General features: G+C 71.2%; 23 protein-coding genes. 8 read left to right on the top strand and 15 right to left on the bottom strand.

The genetic code is table 11. From position 1 onward, the window contains the following. Positions 1-55 precede the first annotated feature (55 nt). From BM085_RS28055 to pdxH, 3 genes are all read right to left on the bottom strand, one after another. A complete protein-coding gene (locus BM085_RS28055; protein WP_093889881.1) occupies positions 56-760 on the bottom strand; it encodes an iron-dependent transcriptional repressor DtxR in 705 nt (234 codons plus the stop codon). A 156-nt stretch (positions 761-916) separates the two neighbouring features. Then, positions 917-2,131 (bottom strand): MFS transporter, encoded by a 1,215-nt coding sequence (locus tag BM085_RS28050; RefSeq protein ID WP_177245312.1) that lies wholly within the window; start codon positions 2,129-2,131, stop codon positions 917-919. Between the two features lie 93 nt (positions 2,132-2,224). Next, positions 2,225-2,878, bottom strand: coding sequence for a pyridoxamine 5'-phosphate oxidase (gene pdxH, locus BM085_RS28045; protein ID WP_093889879.1), 654 nt, complete (start codon positions 2,876-2,878; stop codon positions 2,225-2,227). Between the two features lie 169 nt (positions 2,879-3,047). Here pdxH and BM085_RS28040 point away from each other — a divergent pair, with 169 nt between their 5' ends. Both BM085_RS28040 and serC read left to right on the top strand, forming a co-directional pair. Further along, positions 3,048-4,154 carry a citrate synthase 2 gene (locus tag BM085_RS28040; protein WP_086574196.1) on the top strand — a complete coding sequence of 369 codons (1,107 nt, stop codon included), beginning with the start codon at positions 3,048-3,050 and terminating at the stop codon, positions 4,152-4,154. A 124-nt stretch (positions 4,155-4,278) separates the two neighbouring features. Next, on the top strand, positions 4,279-5,388 hold the full coding sequence (serC, locus tag BM085_RS28035) for a phosphoserine transaminase (RefSeq protein WP_093889878.1): 1,110 nt from the start codon (positions 4,279-4,281) through the stop codon (positions 5,386-5,388). 144 nt (positions 5,389-5,532) lie between these two features. Here serC and BM085_RS28030 read toward each other — a convergent pair whose 3' ends face one another. Next, entirely contained in the window at positions 5,533-6,408 is an 876-nt protein-coding gene (locus tag BM085_RS28030; protein ID WP_093889877.1) for a helix-turn-helix transcriptional regulator, read from the bottom strand. Positions 6,409-6,512: 104 nt separating this feature from the next. On the opposite strand from BM085_RS28030, the gene BM085_RS28025 reads away from it, so the two are divergent. Continuing rightward, positions 6,513-8,030, top strand: a complete 1,518-nt coding sequence (locus BM085_RS28025; protein ID WP_093889876.1) for an MFS transporter — start codon at positions 6,513-6,515, stop codon at positions 8,028-8,030. Between the two features lie 155 nt (positions 8,031-8,185). On the opposite strand, the gene BM085_RS28020 is transcribed toward BM085_RS28025, so the two are convergent. Then, positions 8,186-9,103, bottom strand: a complete 918-nt coding sequence (locus BM085_RS28020) for a UTRA domain-containing protein (protein ID WP_093889875.1) — start codon at positions 9,101-9,103, stop codon at positions 8,186-8,188. 280 nt (positions 9,104-9,383) lie between these two features. Here BM085_RS28020 and BM085_RS28015 point away from each other — a divergent pair, with 280 nt between their 5' ends. Next, the gene (locus tag BM085_RS28015; RefSeq protein WP_093889874.1) at positions 9,384-10,190 is read left to right on the top strand and encodes a maleylpyruvate isomerase family mycothiol-dependent enzyme; all 807 of its coding nucleotides are present in this window, start codon (positions 9,384-9,386) and stop codon (positions 10,188-10,190) included. A gap of 26 nt (positions 10,191-10,216) precedes the next feature. Here the strand turns inward: BM085_RS28015 and BM085_RS28010 are convergent, their stop codons facing one another. From BM085_RS28010 to BM085_RS27975, 8 genes are all read right to left on the bottom strand, one after another. Then, positions 10,217-10,861 (bottom strand): rhomboid family intramembrane serine protease, encoded by a 645-nt coding sequence (locus BM085_RS28010; protein ID WP_093889873.1) that lies wholly within the window; start codon positions 10,859-10,861, stop codon positions 10,217-10,219. Positions 10,862-11,044: 183 nt separating this feature from the next. After that, complete coding sequence (locus BM085_RS28005) at positions 11,045-11,809, bottom strand: crotonase/enoyl-CoA hydratase family protein (protein WP_093889872.1); 765 nt, start codon at positions 11,807-11,809, stop codon at positions 11,045-11,047. 9 nt (positions 11,810-11,818) lie between these two features. After that, entirely contained in the window at positions 11,819-12,592 is a 774-nt protein-coding gene (locus BM085_RS28000) for an SDR family oxidoreductase (protein ID WP_093889871.1), read from the bottom strand. A 47-nt stretch (positions 12,593-12,639) separates the two neighbouring features. Beyond that, complete coding sequence (locus BM085_RS27995) at positions 12,640-12,978, bottom strand: STAS domain-containing protein (protein ID WP_093889870.1); 339 nt, start codon at positions 12,976-12,978, stop codon at positions 12,640-12,642. Positions 12,979-13,138: 160 nt separating this feature from the next. Continuing rightward, a complete protein-coding gene (locus BM085_RS27990) occupies positions 13,139-13,870 on the bottom strand; it encodes an energy-coupling factor ABC transporter ATP-binding protein (RefSeq protein ID WP_031167368.1) in 732 nt (243 codons plus the stop codon). Then, complete coding sequence (gene cbiQ / locus BM085_RS27985; protein WP_093889869.1) at positions 13,867-14,631, bottom strand: cobalt ECF transporter T component CbiQ; 765 nt, start codon at positions 14,629-14,631, stop codon at positions 13,867-13,869. The genes BM085_RS27990 and cbiQ overlap by 4 nt, the downstream gene beginning before the upstream one ends. Then, the gene (locus BM085_RS27980; RefSeq protein ID WP_093889868.1) at positions 14,631-15,659 is read right to left on the bottom strand and encodes an energy-coupling factor ABC transporter permease; all 1,029 of its coding nucleotides are present in this window, start codon (positions 15,657-15,659) and stop codon (positions 14,631-14,633) included. Before BM085_RS27980 ends, cbiQ begins: the two co-directional genes overlap by 1 nt. A 69-nt stretch (positions 15,660-15,728) precedes the next feature. After that, positions 15,729-17,651, bottom strand: a complete 1,923-nt coding sequence (locus tag BM085_RS27975; RefSeq protein WP_093889867.1) for a glycosyltransferase family 2 protein — start codon at positions 17,649-17,651, stop codon at positions 15,729-15,731. Positions 17,652-17,954: 303 nt separating this feature from the next. Here BM085_RS27975 and BM085_RS27970 point away from each other — a divergent pair, with 303 nt between their 5' ends. Beyond that, positions 17,955-19,019 (top strand): leucine-rich repeat domain-containing protein, encoded by a 1,065-nt coding sequence (locus BM085_RS27970; protein WP_093889866.1) that lies wholly within the window; start codon positions 17,955-17,957, stop codon positions 19,017-19,019. Positions 19,020-19,127: 108 nt separating this feature from the next. Here BM085_RS27970 and BM085_RS27965 read toward each other — a convergent pair whose 3' ends face one another. Further along, the gene (locus BM085_RS27965; RefSeq protein ID WP_093889865.1) at positions 19,128-20,039 is read right to left on the bottom strand and encodes a COG1361 family protein; all 912 of its coding nucleotides are present in this window, start codon (positions 20,037-20,039) and stop codon (positions 19,128-19,130) included. Between the two features lie 34 nt (positions 20,040-20,073). After that, on the bottom strand, positions 20,074-20,586 hold the full coding sequence (locus BM085_RS27960) for a hypothetical protein (protein WP_218158849.1): 513 nt from the start codon (positions 20,584-20,586) through the stop codon (positions 20,074-20,076). 414 nt (positions 20,587-21,000) lie between these two features. On the opposite strand from BM085_RS27960, the gene BM085_RS27955 reads away from it, so the two are divergent. The 3 genes from BM085_RS27955 to BM085_RS27945 all read left to right on the top strand — a co-directional run bounded on the left by BM085_RS27955 (position 21,001) and on the right by BM085_RS27945 (position 22,792). Next, positions 21,001-21,498 (top strand): hypothetical protein, encoded by a 498-nt coding sequence (locus tag BM085_RS27955; protein ID WP_093889864.1) that lies wholly within the window; start codon positions 21,001-21,003, stop codon positions 21,496-21,498. Between the two features lie 15 nt (positions 21,499-21,513). Further along, positions 21,514-22,086: a hypothetical protein gene (locus tag BM085_RS27950; protein WP_093889863.1), complete on the top strand. Its 573-nt coding sequence runs from the start codon at positions 21,514-21,516 to the stop codon at positions 22,084-22,086. 115 nt (positions 22,087-22,201) lie between these two features. After that, positions 22,202-22,792 carry a DUF3995 domain-containing protein gene (locus BM085_RS27945; protein ID WP_093889862.1) on the top strand — a complete coding sequence of 197 codons (591 nt, stop codon included), beginning with the start codon at positions 22,202-22,204 and terminating at the stop codon, positions 22,790-22,792. The last annotated feature ends 204 nt before the right edge of the window (positions 22,793-22,996 follow it).

Here is a 22,996-nt window from a genome sequence, read left to right as displayed (position 1 = left end):
GGCCGGGGAGTGAAGGGGCTCCCGAGGGGGATCCAACCAAGCAGAGGGGCCCCGGTCAGCGGGTGGAGACGAAGACGTGCGCGGCGATGTCTCGCGGGAGGTCCGCAAGAGTGTTCTCCGCTTCGTCGTCACCTGTCACCCGCACACCGTCGTCGCTCGCCGCGAGCGTTACCTCGCGTCCGGGTTGTATCCCAACTTGCTTGAGTTTAAGCATCACAGCCGGATCGCTTTGCACTTGTTCGCTAATTCGCCGCACGACAACGGGTATATCTCTGGGTCCGGCCATCGCGGCCATCGACGGCAGGGTCTCCCACTCACCGCCCCGGGCGCCCTCGACGCCGAGCTCCTCCAGTCCGGGGATGGGGTTGCCGTGCGGGTCCTCGGTGGGGTTGTTGAGCAGGCTGACCAGCCGAGCCTCGACGGACTCGGACATGACGTGCTCCCAGCGGCAGGCCTCGATGTGCACCTCCTCCCAGGGCAGCCCGATGACCTGGGTGAGCAGGCATTCGGCGAGGCGGTGCTTGCGCATGACCCGCGTCGCGAGCGTGCGGCCCAGGTCGGTCATGGTCAGGTGCCGGTCGCCCTCGACCCGGACCAGGCCGTCGCGCTCCATGCGGGCCACCGTCTGGCTGACGGTCGGACCACTCTGCTGCAGCCGCTCGGCGATTCGCGCACGCAGAGGGGTGATCCCCTCCTCTTCCAACTCGAAGATCGTGCGGAGGTACATCTCCGTGGTGTCGATCAGGCCGTGTGCGGTCAAGGCTCCTCCCGTCCTATCTCGATGCCGGGTCCGCCGCGCACCATTCCCATGGGTTCGCGCGGACCGGGAAGTCTCGGACCTCGACCCTATTGTGCGATCCGCCCACCATGACAAAGGACGGCAACACCGGGCCGCGCCGAATCCTTCCCGAGCTGCTCAAAGACCTCGTACGGCGGGACGGTAATTTCTGAACGCCGGTACGGCGAGCCCCACGACGAGCACCGCGACCGCGCAGGCGATCCCGCCGCCGATCCACGCCCCGGTGGCCCCGAACCAGCTCGCCGTGGCCCCGGCCCGCAGATCCCCCAGCCGGGGGCCGCCGGCGACCACCACCATGAACACCCCCTGCATCCGCCCGCGCATGTCGTCGGGCGCGTGGGTCTGCAGGATCGTCTGCCGCCACACCGAGGAGACCAGGTCCGCGGCCCCGCCGAAGGCCAGCAGCGCGACCATCAGCCAGAGCTGTCCCACGAGCCCGGCGGCGGCGACGCTGAGCCCCCAGGCCGCGATGACGAACGTGAGCGCCACGCCCTGGCGCCGCACCCGGCCCACCCAGCCCGACATCAGGCCGCCGAGCACCGAGCCGATGGCCATGCTCGCCGACAGCCAGCCGAAGGCGATCAGCGACCCGCCGAACCGTTCGGCCACGATCTCCGGGAACAGCGCCCTGGGCAGCGCGAACGCCATGGCGATGATGTCGACGACGAACGACATCATCACGACCGGGTGCCCGGCGACGTAGCTCAGGCCGTCCACGACCGACCGCAGGCCGGGCCGGGTCACCTCGCCGACCGGCTTGAGCTGCGGCAGCCGTACCGCGGCGTAGAAGCCAGCGCCGAACAGCAGCGCGTCGATCAGGTAGGCGCCGGCGAAACCGCCCTGGGCGAGCACGATCCCGCCGACCAGCGGGCCGACGACGGTGCCGACGCCGCCCGCCAGGAAGTTGAGCGTGTTGGCCGCCGGGACGAGCTCGGCCGGCACCAGCCGGGGGATGACCGCGCCCCGGGTCGGCCCGGTGATGGCGAACCCGGTGGCGTGCACGGCCACGGTCGCCAGCAGCAGGCCGATGTGCGTCGCCCCGAGGGCCGCCTGGACCAGCAGCGCGAGCGTGGCCGTCCAGGCGATCACGGCGCCGACCAGGAGCAGCCGGCGCCGGTCCACCGCGTCGGCGACCGCCCCGCCCCAGAGCCCGAAGACCACCAGGGGGATCAGGTTGGCGGGGCCGAGCATGCCGACCCAGAAGGAGGACCCGGTGATGTCGTAGATCTGGGCGCTGACCGCCACCGAGGTGAGCTGGAAGCCGATGAACGACACGCCCTGCCCGGCCCAGAGCCGCCGGTAGGCGGGGATCCGCAGAGGACGGGTGTCCATCGCCAGCCGCCGAACAAGATCCCCGAACCTCACGTCGCCCCCCTCTACCCACCGGACATATGCGGATATATCAGTAAAAGGTGGGTAATGGGGTCAGGGGGCCAGGCGCTCCACGACCCAGGAGGCGCCCGAACGGCGGTATCGGAGGCGGTCATGCATGCGGTCGAGCTGCCCCTGCCAGAACTCCACCTCCGCGGGCACGACCCGGAAGCCGCCCCAGAAATCGGGCACCGGAGGATCCTCCGGCCAGCGCTCGGCCAGCTCCGCGTAGCGGGCGTCCAGCTCCTCCCTGGAGTGCACGACGGCCGACTGCCGGGACGCCCAGGCCCCGATCCGCGAGCCGTACGGGCGGGATCCGAAGTAGGCGGCCGACTCCTCGCGCGGCAGCCGTACCACCGCGCCCTCCACCCGCACCTGGCGGCGGATGGCGTGCCAGGGGAACAGCAGACCGGCCCGGGGGTTCTCGGTGAGGTCACGGCCCTTGCGCGACTCGTAGTTGGTGTAGAAGACGAACCCGTTCTCGTCATAGTCCTTGAGCAGCACGGTCCTGGCCGTCGGCCGCCCGCCCGCGGAGGAGGTGGCGACCACCATCGCGTTCGGTTCGGGAAGTCCCGCGTCCACGGCCTCGCCGAACCAGACGGCGAACTGCGACACGGGGTCGGGTGCGAGGTCGGCCTCCAGCAACGGCAGGCCCTGATAGGTACGACGGAGCCCCGCCAGCGACGGCGGGCGCGATGCGGCTTCCACGGGAAGGTATTCTCCCGTGCTTGACAGAGAACGTACGCACCGCCCCCACCTGGGACGATCGCGTTCCGGAGGGTCCCGGCGGCACACCGCCGCGTCCCGCAGGGTTGAATATGACCCGCCGGTATCTCGACATCAAGGCTTTGACTTCAAGAAAGGGAGGCGGCCGAGAATGTCCGACTTCAAACCCGGGCTCGAAGGCGTAGTAGCTTTCGAGACGGAGATCGCGGAACCGGACAAAGAAGGGGGCGCCCTTCGGTATCGGGGCGTCGACATCGAAGAGCTGGTCGGCCGCGTCTCCTTCGGACACGTGTGGGGCCTGCTCGTCGACAACACGTTCCAGCCGGGTCTCCCCCCGGCAGAGCCGTACCCCATTCCTGTCCATTCCGGTGACATCCGCGTCGACGTGCAGAGCGCACTGGCCATCCTGGCCCCCGCGTACGGCTTCAAGCCGCTGCTCGACATCGACGACGCGCAGGCACGCGAGGACCTGGCGCGCGCCAGCGTGACCGCCCTCAGCTTCGTCGCCCAGTCCTCTCGTGGCCTCGGCAAGCCGATGGTCCCCCAGAGCGAGATCGACAAGGGCGAGAGCATCGTCGAGCGGTTCATGATCCGCTGGCAGGGCGATCCCGATCCCAAGCACGTCAAGGCCATCGACGCCTACTGGACGTCCGCGGCCGAGCACGGCATGAACGCCTCGACCTTCACCGCCCGCGTCATCGCCTCCACCGGCGCCGACGTGGCCGCGGCGCTGAGCGGCGCGGTCGGCGCCATGTCCGGACCGCTGCACGGTGGCGCCCCCGCCCGCGTGCTGCACATGATCGAAGGCGTCGAGCAGGTCGGCGACGCCAAGAAGTACGTCCAGAGCGAGCTGGACAAGGGCCAGCGCCTCATGGGCTTCGGCCACCGCGTCTACCGTGCCGAGGACCCCCGCGCCCGCGTGCTCCGCCGCACCGCCAAGGAGCTCGACGCGCCGCGCTACGAGGTCGCAGCCGCCCTGGAGAAGGCCGCCCTGGAAGAGCTGCACGCCCGCAAGCCCGACCGGGTGCTCGCCACCAACGTCGAGTACTGGGCGGCGGTGATCCTGGATTTCGCCCAGGTTCCCTCCTCCATGTTCACCTCCATGTTCACCTGCGCCCGCACCGCGGGCTGGGCCGCCCACATCCTGGAGCAGAAGCGCACGGGCAGGCTCGTCCGCCCCAGCGCCGACTACGTGGGTCCGGCACAGCGCTCGGTCAACGACGTCCCCGGCGCCGCCGAGGTCCTCGGCTCCGCCTGACCGTGTCCTGTACGGCTGTCGCGCGATCCGTCTCGCGCGGCAGCCGTTTCGCGTTCCCGGACACGCCCGTCTCACAATCCGGACTTCGGCCTGGACCAATCGGAAGCCTCAGTAGGCTGGTCAGGTGGCTGACATCGTGATTCCCTCTGACATCAAGCCCGCCGACGGCCGTTTCGGCTGCGGGCCCTCGAAGGTGCGCCCCGAGCAGCTCTCGGCTCTCGCCGCCTCAGGTTCCAGCGTGCTGGGCACCTCCCACCGCCAGAAGCCGGTCAAGGCTCTCGTCGGACGCGTCCGCGCGGGCCTGTCGGAGCTGTTCTCGCTCCCCGAGGGGTACGAGGTCGTCCTCGGCAACGGCGGCACCACCGCGTTCTGGGACATCGCCGCCTTCGGGCTCGTCCGTGAGAAGTCGCAGCACCTGCACTTCGGCGAGTTCTCCTCGAAGTTCGCCTCCGTCGTGGCGAAGGCCCCGTGGCTGGGCGAGCCGACCGTGATCAAGTCCGAGGTCGGCAGCCACCCCGAGGCCCGCACGGAGGAGGGCGTGGACGTCTACGCGCTCACCCACAACGAGACCTCGACCGGCGTCGCGATGCCGATCAGGCGCGTGGGCGAGGACGGCTCGCTCGTCCTGGTCGACGCCACCTCCGGCGCCGGCGGCCTGCCCGTCGACATCAGCGAGACCGACGTCTACTACTTCGCCCCGCAGAAGAGCTTCGCCTCCGACGGCGGCCTGTGGATCGCCCTGATGTCCCCGGCCGCGCTCGCCCGGGTCGAGGAGATCGCCTCCAGCGGCCGCTACATCCCCGAGTTCTTCAGCCTGCCGGTGGCGGTCGACAACTCGTCCAAGGACCAGACCTACAACACCCCGTCGGTCTCCACGCTGTTCCTGCTCGCCGACCAGATCGAGTGGATGAACGGCAACGGCGGCCTGGCCTGGACCACCGCCCGCACCGCCGAGTCGGCCCGCCGGCTCTACACGTGGGCGGAGAAGACCTCCTACACCACGCCGTTCGCCGGTCCGGAGTTCCGCTCCAACGTGGTCGGCACCATCGACTTCGCCGACGGCGTCGACGCCGCGGAGGTCGCCAAGGTCCTGCGCGCCAACGGCATCGTGGACACCGAGCCCTACCGCAAGCTCGGCCGCAACCAGCTCCGCGTAGCGATGTTCCCGGCCATCGACCCCGACGACGTCGAGGCCCTGACCAACTGCATCGACCACGTCGTCGAGCGGCTCTAGACGATCGACCCCGAGGGCTCTGATCGCCTTCGCTCGAACAGTGCTGCGGCCGGCCCGTCCGGGCTCGCCCCGCGGGCCGGCCGCAGCGGCCTCACCTCACGCCCGGTGGGAGCCCGTTCGAGGTCACGGCCGTGGCGGTTGCTGTCAGTTATGCCGCCGGACGGAGTCCGGCCCGGTGTCCCGGCGGCTCTGATGCGTCAGGATTCGCACGGCGTCGGCGGAGCCTGAGTCGTTCGGGGTGTAGATCTCCAGCCGGTGGTCGGGGCTGTCGGGCTGGAGCCAGACCTGGTAGTCGACGCTCACGGCACCGACGGTGGGGTGCCGCAGGCGCATGGTCCCGACGGTGCAGTCGGCGACCTCCCCGACCGTCCACATCATCGCGAACTCGTCGCTGCGCATCGTGAGCTCTCCGATCAATTCCGCCAGGCGTGCGTCCGTGGGGAATCGACCCGCGGTGAGCCGGAGGTAGGCGACGTGGACGCGGGCGAGCTCGTCCCAGTTGCGGTACAGGTCGCGGGTGAGTGGATCGAGGAAGAACATCCGCGGGACGGACGGGCGGCGCGTCGGCTCCTGTGGCGCGTCGAATGCGACGTGCTCGGCGATGAGCGCGTGACCGAGGCGGTTCCAGGCGAGCACGTCACCACGGCGGCCGAGCACGATCGCCGGCGTCGCGTCCCCCAGAGATTCCAGGAGTGCGAGAACTCGCGGGTGGGGCTCCTCCCGGGGCGGTTCGGAGAGACCGGGACGGGCGGACCGCTGAGCGAGATTGTGGAGGTGAACGGTCTCGATCCGGTCGAGCCGCAGCACCCGCGCGAGGGCGTCGAGCACCTGCTTGGAGGCGGTCTCCGCCTGCCCCTGCTCCAGACGCGTGTAGTACCCGGCGCTCACTCCCGCGAGCTGGGCGAGCTCCTCACGTCGCAGGCCGGGAACCCGGCGAGCGGTCCCGAAAGTGCGTAGCCCGATCTCAGCTGGTGTGACCCGATCACGGCGACTCTTCAGAAACGCCCCGAAACCTTCCATGGCATCGAGCGTAGACCGACCGGGCACGCCTGTGGGTGCACCTGCTGGGTGCACCCACAGCAGGGGGATGGTCGCCGAGCCCGTCCTGCCGGACTGTCGGCGACATGTCCCAGCAACGCGCGCACAACTCACCGGGCCTGCGGGCCTGGCTCGGCCTTCTGGTGATCCTCGGGCCCGTACTCCTGGTCTCCATGGACGGGTCGATCCTGTTCCTGGCGATGTCCCGGGTCAGCCAGGCCCTCACCCCGACCGCTGACCAGGCCCTGTGGATTCTGGACATCTACGGCTTCGCCGTCGGCTCCCTGCTGATCGCGTTCGGCAACATCGGCGACCGGTACGGCCGGCTGAGGTTGCTCATGATCGGCACGGCGGTCTTCGGCATCGGCTCCGCGGGAGCGGCGTTCGCGCCGAGCCCCGAGCTGCTGATCGTCGCCCGTGCGCTGATGGGAGTAGCGGGTGCGACTCTCCTGCCATCGGCCCTGGCCGTGTTGAGCGAGCTGTTCACCGACCCGCGGCGGCGGGCGCAGGCCATCGGCGTCTTCGCCGCGGCGTTCGCGGCCGGGTTCGCCATCGGCCCGGTCGCCGGCGGCATCCTGCTGGAACGGTTCTGGTGGGGCTCGGTCTTCTTGATCAACCTTCCCGTCATCGCCCTGTTCCTGTTCTTCGCGCCGATCCTGCTCCGTGAGGTCCGTGCGACCCGCCCGGGTCACGTCGACGCGCTCAGTGTCGTGACCTCCGCGGCCGGCCTCCTGCTCACGATCTACGGCCTCAAGCACTCCGCCGCCGAGGGCCTGTCGACCGTCCCGGTTCTCGTGGGGATCGCGGGGCTGGTACTGCTGGCGTGGTTCGCCCGCAGGCAGCGGAGCCTGCGGCATCCGTTGATCGAGTTCTCGCTCTTCCGCGACCGTGTCTTCACGGTGGCGATCATCACCGGTCTGCTGCCGTTGGCGGCGTGGTCGGCGACCGCGTACCTGGCGGGCATCTACCTCCAATCCGTCCTTGACCTGCCTGTCCTGCGGGCGGCTCTCCTCGCGCTCCCCGGCGCCGCGGTTCTCACCGTCACCTGCGTCGTCACGCCTTTCCTGGTCGATCGCATCGGAAAGCGGACCGCCCTCGTCATCTGCCACTTCTCCATCGCGGCGGGTCTGCTGTTGCTGCTCCCCACGGCGATCACGGGCGGGATCGGCTGGTACGTCGCCTCCACGACCATCGCGGGCATCGGCTACGGCATCTGTTTCAGCGTCGTCGCCGACACCGCCGTCGGCGCCGTCCCCGCGGAACGGGCCGGCTCGGCGGGCGCGATCGCGGAGACCAGCAACGAGATCGGCAACGCCCTCGGCATCGCGCTCCTCGGCTCACTCGCCGCCCTGGTCTTCCGGCTCCAGGGGCCCGACCTGGCACCCACCCTGGACGGAACCCTCCAGCTTCCCGACCTCGCGCCGGCGGTGGTCGTGGAGGCGAAGACGGCCTTCGTCACCGGCCTGCACGTGATCGCCGCGGTGGCCGTCGTCCTCCACACGGCACTCGGCGTCCTCGCCCTTCGCTGGCTCCCCGGATCAGTGACGGCACAGGCCGGCTCTGATATCCGATCCGGGGACACGACAGATCGAGCAGAAGTGTGACTCGGCGACTCACGCCGATCTTGGATCTGTGGCCGAACCCACAGACGCCCCTCTCCGGCGCCGACCCCGGGCACCGGTCTCGGGGGACTCGGGGGCGGATCCGTCGAGGAAGCTCCCGAGCCCCCGCGGTACGGCCGGGGGCCCGGGAGCGCCGGTCAGAACTCGTCGGCCCCGGTGACCTGGGCGATGGGGAAGACGTGGCGGGAGGCCGCGCAGATCGTCTCCAGGGTGTGGACCGGGGTGCCGTCGTCGCCGTAGCCGGCGCGCAGGACCTGCACCACCCACTCACCCGGGTCGAGCTGCAGGGTCGCCGCCTCGAACCCGGTGGGCGGGCGGGCGACGAGGTGCTCCTCCGCGTGACCGAAGCGGTGCCCGAGGGCCTCGATACCGGCCTGCAGGCTCGGCCGTACGAAGTCGGGGGCGGCGATCGGGGTGCCGCCGAAGACGTCCAGCCGGAAGTAGCTGGTGGCGATCCGTACGGGCACGTCGTCGGCGAGCAGCATCTTGCGGCGGGCCAGGACGTCGGCGCCGGGCTCGACACGCAGGGCGGCGGCGACATGGTCGGCGGCCGGCTCGGGTCCGACGTAGAGCATGCGCCGGCCCGCGCGGATGCCCTGCCGCTCCGCCTCGGTCATGAAGAGCGACGCGGAGCCGCGCACCGCGGGCTCGGTGGGGAGCGCGCGCCGGACCACCACCCTGGGCGCCTGGCATGCCCCTGCGTGGCCGCCTGTGGCGTCTCTGGCGCCCGCCGACCGCATCTGTGACACCCTGCCGGGGGTGACCCCGAGCCGCCGTGCGATCGCGTCCTGGCGCACCCCTGAGGCCTGTGCCTCGACCACGGCCTCGCGGCGGAGCCGGGCGAGCTCGGCGATCAGGTCCTGCCGGTCGGCGATGGCGACGCTGATCGCCCTGGCGCGCTCGACCGGATCGGCGATCACGACGAACTCGTCCGGACTCGCGCCGCCCGGCCCCCGCCCATCCGGACTCCCGCCCATCGGGCTCGCGCCGCCCGGACCCGTGTCACCCGGGCTCGCGCCGCTCGGACTCCTGGCGTCCGAAACCCCGTCGTTCACGGGTGATCTCCTCCCTGCGGGGCGATCGTCCCGACCCCGCGGAGCGGTCGTCCCGCCTGCGCGGCGCGGTTGCCGCGCCCTCGTGGAGCGGCCGCCCCGACTGACTTTATCCCCCCTAAACCACAGGGCGGCCCCGGGGCGACCGGCCTTCGCGTTGCGGGCGCCAGGTCACGGGACGATAGTGATACGCCAGGTGGCCGCGGGTACTTCTGGGAGGGAACACCGGGTGGACGGTCCGCTCGGCCGCGAGGCCACGAGGTCCCTTCTCGCTGGGAGAGCCATGAGCACACTCGCCGACAGGACCATCGCGGCCCTGCGCACCAATCATGATGATCTGGCCGCTTTCGTGGGTGGTCTGAGCCCCGGCGGCCTCGCCCGGCCCTCGGGCGCGGCGGAGTGGACCGTCGCCCAGGTGCTCAGCCACCTCGGCAGCGGCGCGGAGATCGGCCTGGCGGTCCTGCGGGCCGCGCTGGCCGGCCAGGACGCCCCCGGCCAGGACTTCAACGAGTCGGTGTGGAGCCGCTGGAACGCCAGGGGCTCCCGGGAGCAGGCCGATGACCTCCTGAAGGCGAACGCCGAGCTCGTCGCCGCCTACGAGAGCCTCGACCCCGGCACCCGCGAGCGGCTGGAGGTCAGGCTGGGCTTCCTGCCGGCGCCCGCCGACGTCACGCTGATCGCCGGGATGCGGCTCAACGAGGCCGCCCTGCACACCTGGGACGTCAAGGTCGCCTTCGACCCGCGGGCCACCGTCGCGCCGGACGCCGTCGAGGCGCTGACCGACCTGCACGCCGGGCCGCTCGACTTCATGGTCGGCTTCATCGGCAAGCCCGACGCCCTCGACCGGCGGCAGGCCACGCTCCGCGTCGAGACGAGCGATCCCGAGCGCGTCCTCGGCCTCACCCTCGGGGAGACCGTCGGCTTCAGCCAGGTGCCGGATCCGGCGGACGTCGTCCTGTCCGCTCCCGCCGAGGCGTGGCTGCGCCTGCTCACCGGCAGGCTGGACCCCGCGCACACCCCCGCCTCGGTGACCGTCACCGGCGACGGCGTCACCCTGGACGACCTGCGCCGGGTGTTCCCGGGACTGTGACAGACCGCCCGGCCCGCCCGGGACGGTCAGTAGGCGGGGACGGCCGCGCGCTTGCGGCGCAGGACCCAGGCCGCCACGATCCCGCCGATCAGCCCGAACAGGTGCCCCTGCCAGGAGATGCCGGCCTCGCCCGGGAGCACGCCCCAGATGATCGAGTAGTAGGCGACCGCGACGCCGATGCCGATCACGATGTCGAGGGCCCGGCGGTCGAACAGGCCCCGGGCGACGACGAAGCCGAAGTAGCCGAACACCAGCCCGCTCGCGCCGACCGTGATCGTCGTCGGCGTGCTGGTGAACCAGACGCCCAGCCCGCTGACGACGATGATGATCAGGCTGGCCAGCAGGAAGCGGCCGAGCCCGCGCAGGGCGGCGAGGAAGCCGAGGATCAGCAGGGGCAGGGAGTTGGCCATCAGGTGCCCGAAGCCGTCGTGCAGGAACGGGGCGATGACGATGCCGCCCAGCCCTTCGGGGTCCCAGGACCTGATGCCGTAGGCGTCGAAGTCGATCGGCAGCACGTAGTCGGCCACCTCGATCGCCCACATGCCCGCGACCAGGACGATGACGAGCATCGCGGCCCCCGCGGCGCCGGCTGCCAGGCTGCCGGCCTTGCGCTTGAAGCGCTCGCCCGCGGACCGGCTCGTCGGGGTGGTCCGGATCGCGTGGTCGTTCATGCACTCTCCCGCGTTGGAGTGGTCGCGTGGACGGCAAGTGCCCCCGCCGCGCCTGTCCACACCTTTACCGTACGCACTCCTTGGCGTGAACGCGCCGGGTGTGACCATACGGATCACACCCGGCGGCGAACCTGTGACCATCGGCCGCCGCCGGCCGCGCACGGCCGGCGGCGGCCGGGAGGGTTACTCGCCCTTCCACTCCGGGGCGCGCTTCTCGGCGAAGGCCGCCGCGCCCTCCATCGCGTCCTTGGACCCGAACACCGGGTTGATGATCTCGCCCTGCCTGGCGAACATCTCGTCCCCGCTCCAGTCGGCGGACTCGACGATCACGCGCTTGGTCGCGGCGAGCGCCAGCGGAGCGTTCGCCGCGATCCTCCTCGCCAGCTCCAGGGCCTTGGCCAGCGCCTCGCCGGCGGGCGTGACGTGGTTGACCAGACCCACCTCGTACAGCCGGGAGGCCGGGAAGTGGTCGCCGGTCAGGGCGATCTCCATCGCGATGTGGTACGGGATGCGCCGCGGCAGCCGCATGATGCCGCCCGCTCCCGCGACCAGGCCCCGCTTGGGCTCGGGCAGCCCGAACTTGGCCTCTTCGGAGGCGACGATGATGTCGCAGGCCAGTGCCAGCTCGCAGCCGCCGGCGAGGGCGTAGCCCTCGATCGCGGCGACGATCGGCTTCTTCGGCGGCGCCTCGACGATGCCGCCGAAGCCCCTGCCTTCGACGACCGGGAAGTCGCCGGTCAGGAAGCCCTTCAGGTCCATGCCGGCGCAGAAGGTGCCCCCCGCCCCGGTGAGGACGTAGGCGGAGACGTCCTTGCGTTCCTCCAGCTCGTCCAGCGCCGCGGCGATGCCCCGGGCGACCGCGCCGTTGACGGCGTTCCTGGCCTGCGGGCGGTTGATCGTGATGACGGCGACACCGCCGTCGACGTCGACCAGAACCTCATCAGACACCGGTGACTCCTACTTGGGCTGGAAGCGGATGCCGCCGTCGAACCGGATGGTCTCGGCGTTCATGTAGTCGTTCTCGATGAGCGAGCGCACCAGGTGCGCGAACTCCGAGGCCTGCCCCATGCGCTTGGGGAAGACCACCGGCGCCACGAGCTTGGCCTTGAACTCGTCGGCGTTGGGCGAGAAGCCGTAGATGGGGGTGTCGATGATGCCCGGGCAGATCGTGTTGACGCGGATGCCGACGGCGGCCAGGTCGCGCGCGGCCGGGAGGGTCATGCCGACGATGCCGCCCTTGGACGCCGAGTACGCCACCTGGCCGGTCTGGCCCTCCAGCGCCGCCACGGAGGCGGTGTTGACGACCACGCCGCGCTGGCCGTCCGCGTCGACCGGCTCGGTCTTCGCGACGGCCGCGGCGCCGATGCGCATGAGGTTGAAGGTGCCGATCAGGTTGACCTCGATGACCTTGCGGTAGGACGCCAGGTCGTGCGGCGAGCCGTCCCGGTTCACCGTCCGGGTGGCCCAGCCGATGCCCGCGCTGTTCACCACGACGCGCAGCGGCTTGCCGGTCGCCACGGCCGCGTCCACGGCCGCCTGTACCTGTTCCTCGTCGGAGACGTCGGTCTTGACGAAGACTCCGCCGAGCTCGTCGGCGAGGGACTTGCCGCGCTCCTCGTTGAGGTCGGCGATGACCACGGTGGCGCCGTGCGCGGCGAGGTCGCGGGCCGTGGCCTCGCCGAGGCCGCTGGCACCGCCCGAGATGATTGCTGCTGCTCCGTTCAGGTCCATGAGCGGACTTTAACGCGGATACCGAATGAAGTTCTACTCGGGGTGGGCTAAATCTCTCCCACAGCGCTGCCGACGTCGGGGTAGACCTTTATCCGCCGGTCGAGTCCCGTCGTGCGCAGGATCCGGGCCACCGGGCCCTGGGGCGCGGCCAGGCAGACCCCGCCGCCCTCCGCCGTGGCCAGCCGCCACGCCTCGATCAGCACGGACAGGCCACTGGAGTCCATGAACGACAGCGCGGTGAGGTCGAGGACCAGCCGGGGACTGTCGAGCTTGATGGCGTCACGGACCTCATCTCGCAGGAACGGGGCGGTGAACAGATCGAGTTCGCCCTCGACGGCCACCACCACGGCGTCACCGACGGCGCGGCGAGCCAGCCGTAGCTTCATCAACTACCTCCTCGCGCCCATGAGGCAGACCCACTTTACTTCGCCATCACCGTACGCGAGGTAACACGACTCACGATCATCGATCCGGATCGGAAGATCGCGGGACGGCCGCCGCGTGCCGCCGCCGGCGCCTCCGTGGCCGTCGCGCCGGACGACCCGCTCAGGGGAGTGCGAAGCCGTACGGCAGTTCCAGCCGGTGGGCGGCGAGCAGTTCGGCGTCGGCGAGGACCTCCCGGGTCGGCCCGTCGGCGGCGATCACGCCGCCGGAGAGGATGAGCGCGCGGTCACACAACTCCAGCGCGTAGGGCAGGTCGTGGGTGACCATCAGCACGGTCACGTCGAGCCCCCGCAGGATCTCGGCGAGCTCGCGGCGGGAGGCCGGGTCCAGGTTCGACGACGGCTCGTCCAGCACCAGGATCTCCGGCTCCATGGCCAGCACGGTGGCCACCGCCACCCGGCGGCGCTGGCCGAAGGACAGGTGGTGCGGCGGCCGGTCGATCGCCTCCAGCATGCCCACCCGCTCCAGCGCGTCCTTGACCCGGTGCTGCAGCTCCTCGCCCCCGATCCCGAGGTTGGCCGGGCCGAAGGCGACGTCCTCCCGGACGGTCGGCATGAAGAGCTGGTCGTCGGGGTCCTGGAAGACGAGCCCGACCCGTCTGCGGATCTCCTTGAGCGAGCCCTTCTCCACCGGCAGCCCGGCCACCGCCACCGTGCCGTGCCCGGCGGTCAGGATGCCGTTGAGGTGCATCACCAGCGTCGTCTTGCCCGCGCCGTTCGGCCCGAGCAGCGCGACCCGCTCCCCGCGCCCGATCGCGAAGTCGACGCCGAACAGCGCCTGCGTGCCGTCCGGATAGGCGTACGCCAGACGGCGCACCTCAAGAGACGGTGTCATGCCAACCCCCAGCTTCCCAGCAGCACCACGAGCGCCGCGCCCGGCAACATACCCGCGACGAGCCACTGGCGCGACGAGGCGGACAGGTCCTGGATGACCGGCATCGAACCGCTGTAGCCACGGCTGAGCATCGCCAGGTGCACCCGCTCGCCCCGCTCGTAGGACCGGATGAACAGCGCGCCCGCCGACCTGGCGACCACCGGGATGTGCCGGACGTTCCTGGCCGCGAATCCCCGCGACTCCCTGGCCACCCGCATCCGGCGCATCTCGTCGACGATCACGTCCATGTAGCGGAGCATGAACATGGCGATCTGGACCAGCAGCGGGGGCAGCCTGAGCCGCTGGGCGCCCAGCAGCATCAGGCGGGGCTCGGTGGTGGCCGCCAGCAGGACGCTCGCGATCACGCCCAGAGTGGCCTTGGCCAGGATGTTCCACGCGGCCCACAGTCCCGCGACGCTGAAGGACATCCCCAGGAAGGACACCCGCTCGCCGAACCCGATGAACGGCAGCGCCACCGCGAACACCACGAACGGGATCTCGACCATCATCCGCCGCAGCAGGAAGGAGGGCGGGACCCGCGCGGCCGCCGCCACCGCCGCCAGCAGCAGGGCGTAGAGACCGAAGGCCCACAGCCACTCGCGCGGCGTGGCCACCACCACCAGGGCGAAGCCCGCCACCGCCGCCAGCTTGCACTGGGGCGGCAGCCGGTGGACGGGCGTGTCGCCCGGCCGGTAGAGCTGGTGGTGGTGACCGGAACCCATCAGGCCGAGACCTCGTCCTTGGCCGTGTCGTCCTTGGTACGGCGGCGCACCGCGAAGAACAGGCCGCCCCCGACCGCGAGGGTCACCCCGACGCCGATCAGGCCGGCCACACCGACCGGGATGCCGCCCGCGTCGCCGTAGTCGGCCAGCGGCTGCTCTCCCAGGGCGTGGTCGGCGGCCTGGCTGCTGAAGCCCTTGTCCTCGGCGACCCGCTCCAGGCCGTCGGGCGAGGAGGAGGCGTAGAAGCTGACGACCCCCGCCAGCAGCGCCGCCACCACGATGCCGGCGGGCAGGAACCAGCCCGGCCGCCGCACTGCGGCCGGGGCCGGGGCACCCTGTGCCACCACGGCCTCCCCGTCGGCGCCGCGCAGGACCAGCGGGGCGGCCAGCCCCCGCGCGCCGTACACCAGGTCGGGCCGGATCGCCAGCACGGTGCTGACGGTGACCGCCGTGATCAGGCCCTCGCCGATGCCGATGAGCACGTGCACGCCGCCCATCGCGGCGGCGACCGTGCCGACCTCGATGGGCGCGGTGCCGCCGATCCAGAACAGCAGGGTGAAGGCCAGCGCGGTGGCGGGCACCGAGAGCAGGGCCGCGACGAACGAGGCCGCGACGACGGCTCCCCTGTTCCGCACGGCCCGGGTGATCATGCGGAAGACCGTCCAGCCGACCACGACGGCGACGACGCCCATGAGGGTGACGTTGACGCCCAGCGCGGTCAGGCCGCCGTCGGCGAAGAAGAAGCCCTGCACGAGCAGGACCACGGCCACGCATAAGACGGCCGTGTAGGGCCCGACGAGGATCGCGGCGAGCGCGCCGCCGAGGAGGTGGCCGCTGGTGCCGGCGGCGACCGGGAAGTTGAGCATCTGGACGGCGAAGATGAAGGCGGCGACCAGGCCCGCCATCGGGGCGGTCCGGTCGTCGAGCTCGCGGCGGGCGCCGCGCAGGCAGACCGCGACCCCGGCGGCCGCGACGACACCGGCTGAGAGCGACACGGCTACGTTGAAAAAGCCATCGGGTACGTGCACGACAAGCCTCCGAAGTGCGGAATTGCCCCTTACTTTAGGCCATGGGCTTGTAGTTGCAAGAAGATGGCATTAACGCAGGATTCGCTTCACGAACGCCCTGGGTGTGAAGACGCGGACCACCGCGCTGAGCCGGCCCTTGCCCGCCGTGGCATACGGCCGCACGCTCCACCGGACCAGACCCCGCCACCACGTGCGCGGCGGCACGAGCCGCTCCGCCTCCACCTCGATCCGGAAGCGCGCGGGCGGCCCCCCGAGGTCCAGCTCCAGGTAGGCGTCCCAGGTGCCCGGCCCCAGCCGGCCCACCGCCTGCCGGGTGGCGAACGCGCCGCCCGCCCAGGCCGTGACCGGCTCGTGCCGCTCCCGCCCCGAGCACCGCTCCCGCCAGACCAGCCGCCGTACGGCGTGCGCCCCCGGCAGGCCCGCGCCGACGGTGACCTCCCCGTCGAGCCGCAGCCGGTGGCCGGCCGTCCAGCGGGTCCCCGTCAGCCGGACGCCGGCGGGCACACTCACCACGTGCCCGCCGACGTCGAGGCTGAGGTTGCCGTGCGGTCGGGTGAAGTACGGCAGGGCGATGACGCCGCCGACCATGCGGGGCACCGGCTGGGCGACCAGCCCGTCCCGGTCGGCGCCGAGCCGCGCCAGCCGGGTGACCCCCTCGCACTCGACGGTCACGTGGACGTCCCAGACCCCCGAGGACAGGCCCGCGACGTCGATGAGGCCGGTGAACCCGTCGCAGTCGCCGGTCACGGGGACCACCAGGTCGGCGGGCGCCCCGGCGCCGTCGTGCCGCATCCGCAGCACCAGGGCCAGGCCGCCGCCGACGAGCTCCGGGCGGTCGCCCTGCGCCGGCGCGCTCAGCGCGACCCGGCCGGAGACGACCAGCCGGCCCTCCCCGTCCCAGCGGAGCCCGGTGAGCTCCCGGCGGACCACGGCCGACTCGATGTGCGCCAGCCGTACCAGGCGGTCGATGTCCTGGAGCGCGGAGATCCGGCTCCGGTCGATGAGGGTGAGCCGGTCGCGGACCCCGTCGGTCAGCCACCGGTCGCACATCTCGGCCACCTCGGCGGCGATCTCCTTGCGCTGGACCTCACCCGCCTCCAGGAAGGGCTTGCCGAGGCTGCCGAAGGCGTCGAGCCGGAAGTGCCGGCGGAGGAGGTGGTCGCGGAGCGCGCCCGGACCCACGTGACCGACGACCAGCTCGATCGGCCGCCTGATCATCCGCAGCCAGGAGACCGGGTCGCGGCTGCCCGTCCGCTGCATGATGCTGCTGCCGTCGGGCCGGGCGACCAGGTGGTAGCAGTCGTAGTCGGCGACCACCGAGATCACCGCCGCGTGGCAGTAGGCGTGGGCGGTGAAGACCACGTCCTCCCCCACCACCAGCGTCTCGTCGAAGCGGATGGTGTGGCGCTCCAGCATCTCCCGGCGGAACAGCTTGAAGCAGCTCAGGCTGTTGTAGACCGCGCTCTCACCGAGCGGGGCCCGCTCGGCGCTCTGGCGGAACATCGAGACCGGCGCCCTGCGGTCGTGTCCGACGATCTTCCCGAGGACGATGTCGGAGTCGTTGCGGTCGGCCATCGCGAGCATCCGCTCCAGCGCCTCGGGGCCGAGGTAGTCGTCCGCGTCGCAGAAGAACACGTATCTGCCGCGCGCGTGCGAGATCCCGACGTTGCGCGGCCGGCCCGCCCCGCCGGAGTGCTCCTGCCGGACGACCCGGATGACGCCGCGGTGGTAGGCGGCGTAGAGGGCGAGCAGGTCGGCGCTGCCGTCGGTGGAGCCGTCGTCCACGACGACGATCTCCCTGCTGACCCGCTGGATCAGCAGGGAGGTGAGGCATCTGTCCAGATAGGGCCGACAGTTGTGGACGGGCACGATCACACTGATGTCTATCTCGGACGTCTGGAACGTCCGGGGCGTCTCGGCCCGGCCCGGAGCCTCCCCCTCGGCATCGCCGCCGTGCCCCGTGCGGACTCGCTGAAGGATCGTCCCCGTCACCGCCGCGCCCCTCGTCGGTCACTCTCCGCTTTCATGAGGTTTCAGTATGTGACCAAGAGCCGCCCGCGCGTGGCGGATCGAACGTCTTGGTCGCCCGCCGCCACGCTGAGATCGTCGCGTCCGATGAAAAGCAGCCGGTTCGTACGACTTGCCCCCTCGACCGCCGGCGGCCCGCATCGCCCGGCTCCGACCGTCGGCCGGTCACGGCCCGTCCCGGGCGGCTTCGATAGGGTACGGCCCGCGTCCCGAGGACCGGCGGCCCCGGCCCGGCGGCCCGTGTCCCACCCGCGAGCGAGGAGAGTCGTGCCGTACGAGATGAAGGCCCCCGGCGCGGGACTCGCCGCGTTCCCGGTCCCCGCCGGCGACCCCGCCCTGCTGCGCCGTATCGACCTGGCCTGGAACGCGCTGACCGAGCTGCCGGAGTGGGTCGGGCGGCTGCCGCGACTGGAGGATCTCCGCCTGGACGGCAACCGGCTGCGCGACCTCCCGGACCTCCACGGCCTCACCGCCCTGCGCGCCCTCCACCTCGACGGCAACACGCTGACCCGGTTCCCCGAGAGCGTCCTGGAACTGCCCGAGCTGCGGACGCTCTTCCTGTACGGCAACGCGATCGGCGAGCTCCCCGAGGGCATCGGACGGCTCCGGGGCCTGCGGCATCTGGCCGTCGGCGGCAACGCCCTGACGTCCGTCCCCGTCGCCCTGTGGCGGCTGACCGGCCTCGTCTCCCTGAACCTCGCGGAGAACGCGATCACCGAGGTGCCCGAGACGATAGGCGAGCTGACCGAGCTGCGCATGCTGGACCTGGGGCACAACGCGCTGACCCGGATCCCGGAGGCGATCGGCGACCTTCACAATCTCACCGACTACCTCTACCTGAGCGACAACCGCTTCACCTCGGTCCCCGCGTCCCTGGGCGGGCTCACCCGCCTCACCTACCTGAACCTGACCGACAACCGCCTCACCGGTCTCCCCGCCGCGATCGGCGGCCTCACCGCCCTGCGCGAACTGCGGCTCTACGGCAACCGGCTCCGCGAGATCCCCGAGACCATCGGCCGGCTCCGCGAGCTGCGCGAGCTCCACCTGATGAACAACGCCCTCACCGGCCTGCCCGCCTCGGTCGGCGACCTGTCGGGGCTCAGGCTGCTCGATCTCAGGAACAACGCGATCACGTCCCTGCCCGGCTCCCTCACCGGCCTGAGCCGCCTCACCCACCTGGACCTGCGCAACAACCGGCTCCGCGAGCTCCCCGGCGGCCTCGCCGACCTGCCCGCGCTGGAGAAGCTCGACCTTCGCTGGAACAAGCTCGACGACGGCGACCCCGAGGTCCTGCGCCGCTTGAGCGAGCGCGGCTGCGTCGTGCTCCGCTGAAGACCGCCGGACGCCGGGCCGGCGACGCAGCACATGGGCAGCCGCACGTGGGACACCGGACACGGGACGCCGGGCCGGTGACGCCGGGCCGGTGACGCCGGGCCCGTCTCAGTCGGGGGCGCGCGCCTGCCGGACGATACCGAGCAGACGCGCCTGGCATCGCCGCCGCGCCCACAGCGCGAGGAGGTAGAACGCCCCCGACACCGACAGCAGCATCACGAAGAGGTGCAGCGGGAAGACGACCACGGTGGCGCTGCGGCTGGACGTCCCGTCCGACCCGGTGACCGACACCTTCGCGTGGCAGACGCACATCAATGGTGGATCCGTCCACCGGACGGTGACGTCCCGGCTGGTCCCGCGGAGCACGGTGAAGTCCGGGAAGGGGATCTCACGTCCGTTGACCTCGACCTTCAGGCCTTCCCCGCCGAAGAAGTCGCGGCGCACGGTCCCCACGTTCTCGACGGTGGCGCCGAACTCCACGGGGCCGCTGATCACGAAATCGGGGGCGCGCAGGCCGCCGACGCGCACGGAGGTGTCGATCGGGCCCGGAACCGTGACGTAGATCGGCGTGCCGATCGCCCGGTTGAGCCTGATGTTGCCCGCACCGGGGCCGGCGGGCGCCGTGAAGATCAGCGCCGCCCGGTGCTCCCCGTTCTCCGGCTCCGCCGGCGGGTCGACCCGGACGGTGACCCGCCGCCGCTCCCCGGGACCGAGGTGAAAGGCCGCGGGACTGACGTGGAGCCACCCGGCCGCCGAATGGGGGGCGTCCTGGTCGTAGATCACATTCCCGGCCGTGTCCGCGGTGAAGCTCGCCCTGTTCACGACGGTGTCGACCGGCGACCGGCCCCCGTTCACGACCCGGAACCGCTGCGGGTCGTCGATGCGGCCCGGCTGCACGACGAGTCGCGCCGGGCTCACCGTCAGCGAGAAATCCGGCGCGGAGGCCGTACCCGACACCCCCGGCGCGTCCGGCCCCACGGCCGGCACGACGCCCCCTGCCATCAGGGAGGCGACGATCACACACCGGAGTCGGCCGGGCCGCCCCGCCGGCGGTTCACAGCGTCGTGACCACATAGTCGAGCGTGCCGCTGTAGGTGTCGGAGCGGACGGGCGGGATGGTGATCCGGTAGTCGTTGCCGACGATGTCGCCGCCCGGCGCCGACCGCACCGCCGAGCTCGCCACCTGCACCGGAGCCCCCGACGCCAGCGAGGTGAAGCTGTTCCTCTGGCCGGGCCCGCGGATCTCCAGCAGGGACGTCGGGATGACGTCGTCGTTGCCCGCGATCGATCCGACCAGCGCGGTGGAGACCGGCCGGACGGTGACGACGTAACCGGCGACGTTGTTCGTCATCACCCTCATGCTGACCGCGCCGTTCTCCGTCACCGTCTCGCCGGGGACGCCGCGCAGGGTGAAGGAGGGGGTCAGATCGGTCAGCGTGATCGACGCGTCCACGATGACGTTGGCGACCGTACTGTCGCCGTCGGAGTCCGCCTGGGCCGTCACCCGCATGCTGGACAGCACGCCGGACACCGCGAGAACCAGCAGCAGCAATCGGACTTTAGGCACTGTTAACACAAAAACCCCCGCGACCTCTTTTACTGACAGTAGTCATGAAATCACATAGCGCACAACATCTAAATAGGGACAACGCTCTCGACCTTGTTGTGTGGTTTTGGAGGAAATGTCGATAAATGCGATTAATGTGCGCCGACTGCGAGGGGCCTTCCCGGTGCTCGCTTTACGCGTCTCAGACCATGGGGACACATGGGACAGTCACCCGCGCCAGCGGAGGCGGCGGCGGAACGCCCCGGTGCGCATGCCGGAGTCCGCGGACGGCGAGCCGACCGAAGAAACGAGCCGCTGGTGTGAAATTTGCGAAATGAGGCCGTTCTCGGCCATTGCCAGTGAGATCCAAGAGAGCGACAAGGGGCCATGGCCATGCTGTCCGGCGGACAACATCACCGTTGACAGGGGGACAGCATGCATCGCCTACTCACCCGTGCGTCGCTGAGCATCGCGGTCGTCATGGGATCACTGCTGACGGGCGGCGCCGCGTACGCCGAGCCGGCGCCGAAGGTCAGGGTCGTCCTGGAGAGCATCATCGCCTACGACCTGGAGGAGAGCGGGCACGACGAGGTCTACGTGATCGCCCAGTACGAGGGGAAGACCCTCCATCTCTTCCCGACGAGAAGCGGCGAGTTCTCGGTGGCCCGCAACGACTGCATCTACATCAGCGGGGACAGCTGCCCGCCCGGCACCAACCGCCTGGGCTACTACTCCGCCAACGAGCCCTCCTACACCGCCAACGGCAAGCTGCTGATGGTGGCGCTCCGCGAGGACGACATCTCGGGAGACGACACGCTGATCAACGTGCCGATCTGGCCCCAGCCGATCAGCGAGACCCAGTACTTCCGCGAGGAGGCCAACATCAACGGCTACCACTACGCGTTCAACTTCCGCCTAGAGCCCTCCTACTGACAGAGGATCGATCACGTGCGCACCATCCTGACCAGGATCGCCACCGCCACCGCGGCGCTGACGCTGACCGCGGTCCTCGCACCGCCCCAGGCGGCTCTGGCCACCCCGACGGCGCCGGCCGACCCGACCACCCCGCCGCCCTCGCTGGTCGAGGCGTCCTCGCTCGCCACCCCGGGCCCCCTCAAGCTCGTGTTCGGCTCGCTCCAGGCCGACGATCTGGAGGAGAGCGGCGAAGACGAGATCCGCGTCGAGCTCAAGGAGTTGGACGGCAGCCACTACTACATCTGGCCCACCAACGGCGATGAGGCCGACACCAAGGTCCGGACCTGCTGGGTGTGGACGAGCTACGCCTCGGACTGCTCCGCCGGCTCCACGCAGCGCGCCGCCGGGCCGTACGTCCATCTGACGGGCTCCCCCGGCGCGACGTTCACGATCGAGGTGTGGGAGGACGACCACATCGGCGACGACCTGCTGCTGCGCATCCCGGTCACCATCGGGAGCGGGGAGGGGACGCAGTACATCAACGCCACCTCCCCGGCCGGCAAGGGCTTCTCCTACCGGCTGGCGGCCCGCATCGAACCCGCCTGACACCTCTGACACGCGCAGACCGGCACCCGCTCGCGACGGCCCTCCCCCTGCGGGGGGAGGGCCGTCACCCCCCGGCGGGAGGCGCCGGGCAGGCGGCGCTGGAACCGTTGCGGATATGACAGCTTCGCAGGTCAACGAGACGGCACCGCGATCCCGCCGCGCGGCGTGGGCGGGGTACGGCGCGGCGGCATGGGGGTTCCTGTTCGCCATGCCGAGTTTCTACTGGGCGCTGGGAGGCACGGCCGGCGCCGCCACGATGATCTCCTCGCCGCTGGCCCGGATGGCGCAGGACCGGGTCACCTGGTTCCTCGTGGTCCTGTGGGTCACCGGCGCGCTCAAGGTCGTCGGCGGGGTGCTGGGGCTCGCCCTGCTGCGCCGCTGGGGCACGGGTGTGAGCCGGCTCCTGCAACTGGCCGCCTGGGGCGCCGGAGTGCTACTCCTGTGGCACGGCGGCCTGTTCGTCGTGCAGGGGCTGCTCCTGCAGGCCGACAGCACCGGGATCGCACCGGAGTCCCTGCCCGCGATCCGCTGGTACACCTATTTGTGGGGCCCGTGGTTCATGACGGGCGGGCTCCTGTTCCTCATGGCCGCGCGCGTCCACCTGCGCGGCCTGAGCGACCGCCCCGGCGCGGTGGTCGCCGGCGCGGTCGGCGGGCTCGGGGCGCTGGGCCTGTCGGCGGCGACGCTGGCCCTGGGCATCGGATAACCGATCCCCGCATCGGGGTGATCCCGCGTCGCCGGGTCGCGGAGCGGACCTACACCTGATTTCAGATGTCCGAGTCGGCTTCACGGCCATAGTCTCGGTCGCGACCAAGCCCGCGGCCAACCGGTGGACCGCCTTTGCCGCCGACGCTATCGCGGGGATCGTCGCCGGGTCCGTCGAAACGACGGTCGAGTCTGGTACGACGAA

Origin of the sequence: Streptosporangium canum, from assembly GCF_900113865.1 — a bacterium.
GTDB lineage: Bacteria > Actinomycetota > Actinomycetes > Streptosporangiales > Streptosporangiaceae > Streptosporangium > Streptosporangium canum.
This window is presented reverse-complemented; position numbering and strand designations above follow the sequence as displayed.

Excerpts from the sequence above, each read along its gene's own strand:
- BM085_RS27995 (WP_093889870.1), bottom strand. The coding sequence starts at position 12,978 with ATGAAGCTACGGCTGGCTCGCCGCGCCGTCGGTGACGCCGTGGTGGTG.
- BM085_RS27990 (WP_031167368.1), bottom strand. The coding sequence starts at position 13,870 with ATGACACCGTCTCTTGAGGTGCGCCGTCTGGCGTACGCCTATCCGGAC.
- BM085_RS27945 (WP_093889862.1), top strand. The coding sequence starts at position 22,202 with ATGACAGCTTCGCAGGTCAACGAGACGGCACCGCGATCCCGCCGCGCG.
- BM085_RS28030 (WP_093889877.1), bottom strand. The coding sequence starts at position 6,408 with ATGGAAGGTTTCGGGGCGTTTCTGAAGAGTCGCCGTGATCGGGTCACA.
- BM085_RS28025 (WP_093889876.1), top strand. The coding sequence starts at position 6,513 with ATGTCCCAGCAACGCGCGCACAACTCACCGGGCCTGCGGGCCTGGCTC.
- BM085_RS28040 (WP_086574196.1), top strand. The coding sequence starts at position 3,048 with ATGTCCGACTTCAAACCCGGGCTCGAAGGCGTAGTAGCTTTCGAGACG.
- BM085_RS28000 (WP_093889871.1), bottom strand. The coding sequence starts at position 12,592 with ATGGACCTGAACGGAGCAGCAGCAATCATCTCGGGCGGTGCCAGCGGC.
- BM085_RS27955 (WP_093889864.1), top strand. The coding sequence starts at position 21,001 with ATGCATCGCCTACTCACCCGTGCGTCGCTGAGCATCGCGGTCGTCATG.
- BM085_RS28015 (WP_093889874.1), top strand. The coding sequence starts at position 9,384 with ATGAGCACACTCGCCGACAGGACCATCGCGGCCCTGCGCACCAATCAT.
- BM085_RS28050 (WP_177245312.1), bottom strand. The coding sequence starts at position 2,131 with ATGGACACCCGTCCTCTGCGGATCCCCGCCTACCGGCGGCTCTGGGCC.
- BM085_RS28010 (WP_093889873.1), bottom strand. The coding sequence starts at position 10,861 with ATGAACGACCACGCGATCCGGACCACCCCGACGAGCCGGTCCGCGGGC.
- cbiQ (WP_093889869.1), bottom strand. The coding sequence starts at position 14,631 with ATGGGTTCCGGTCACCACCACCAGCTCTACCGGCCGGGCGACACGCCC.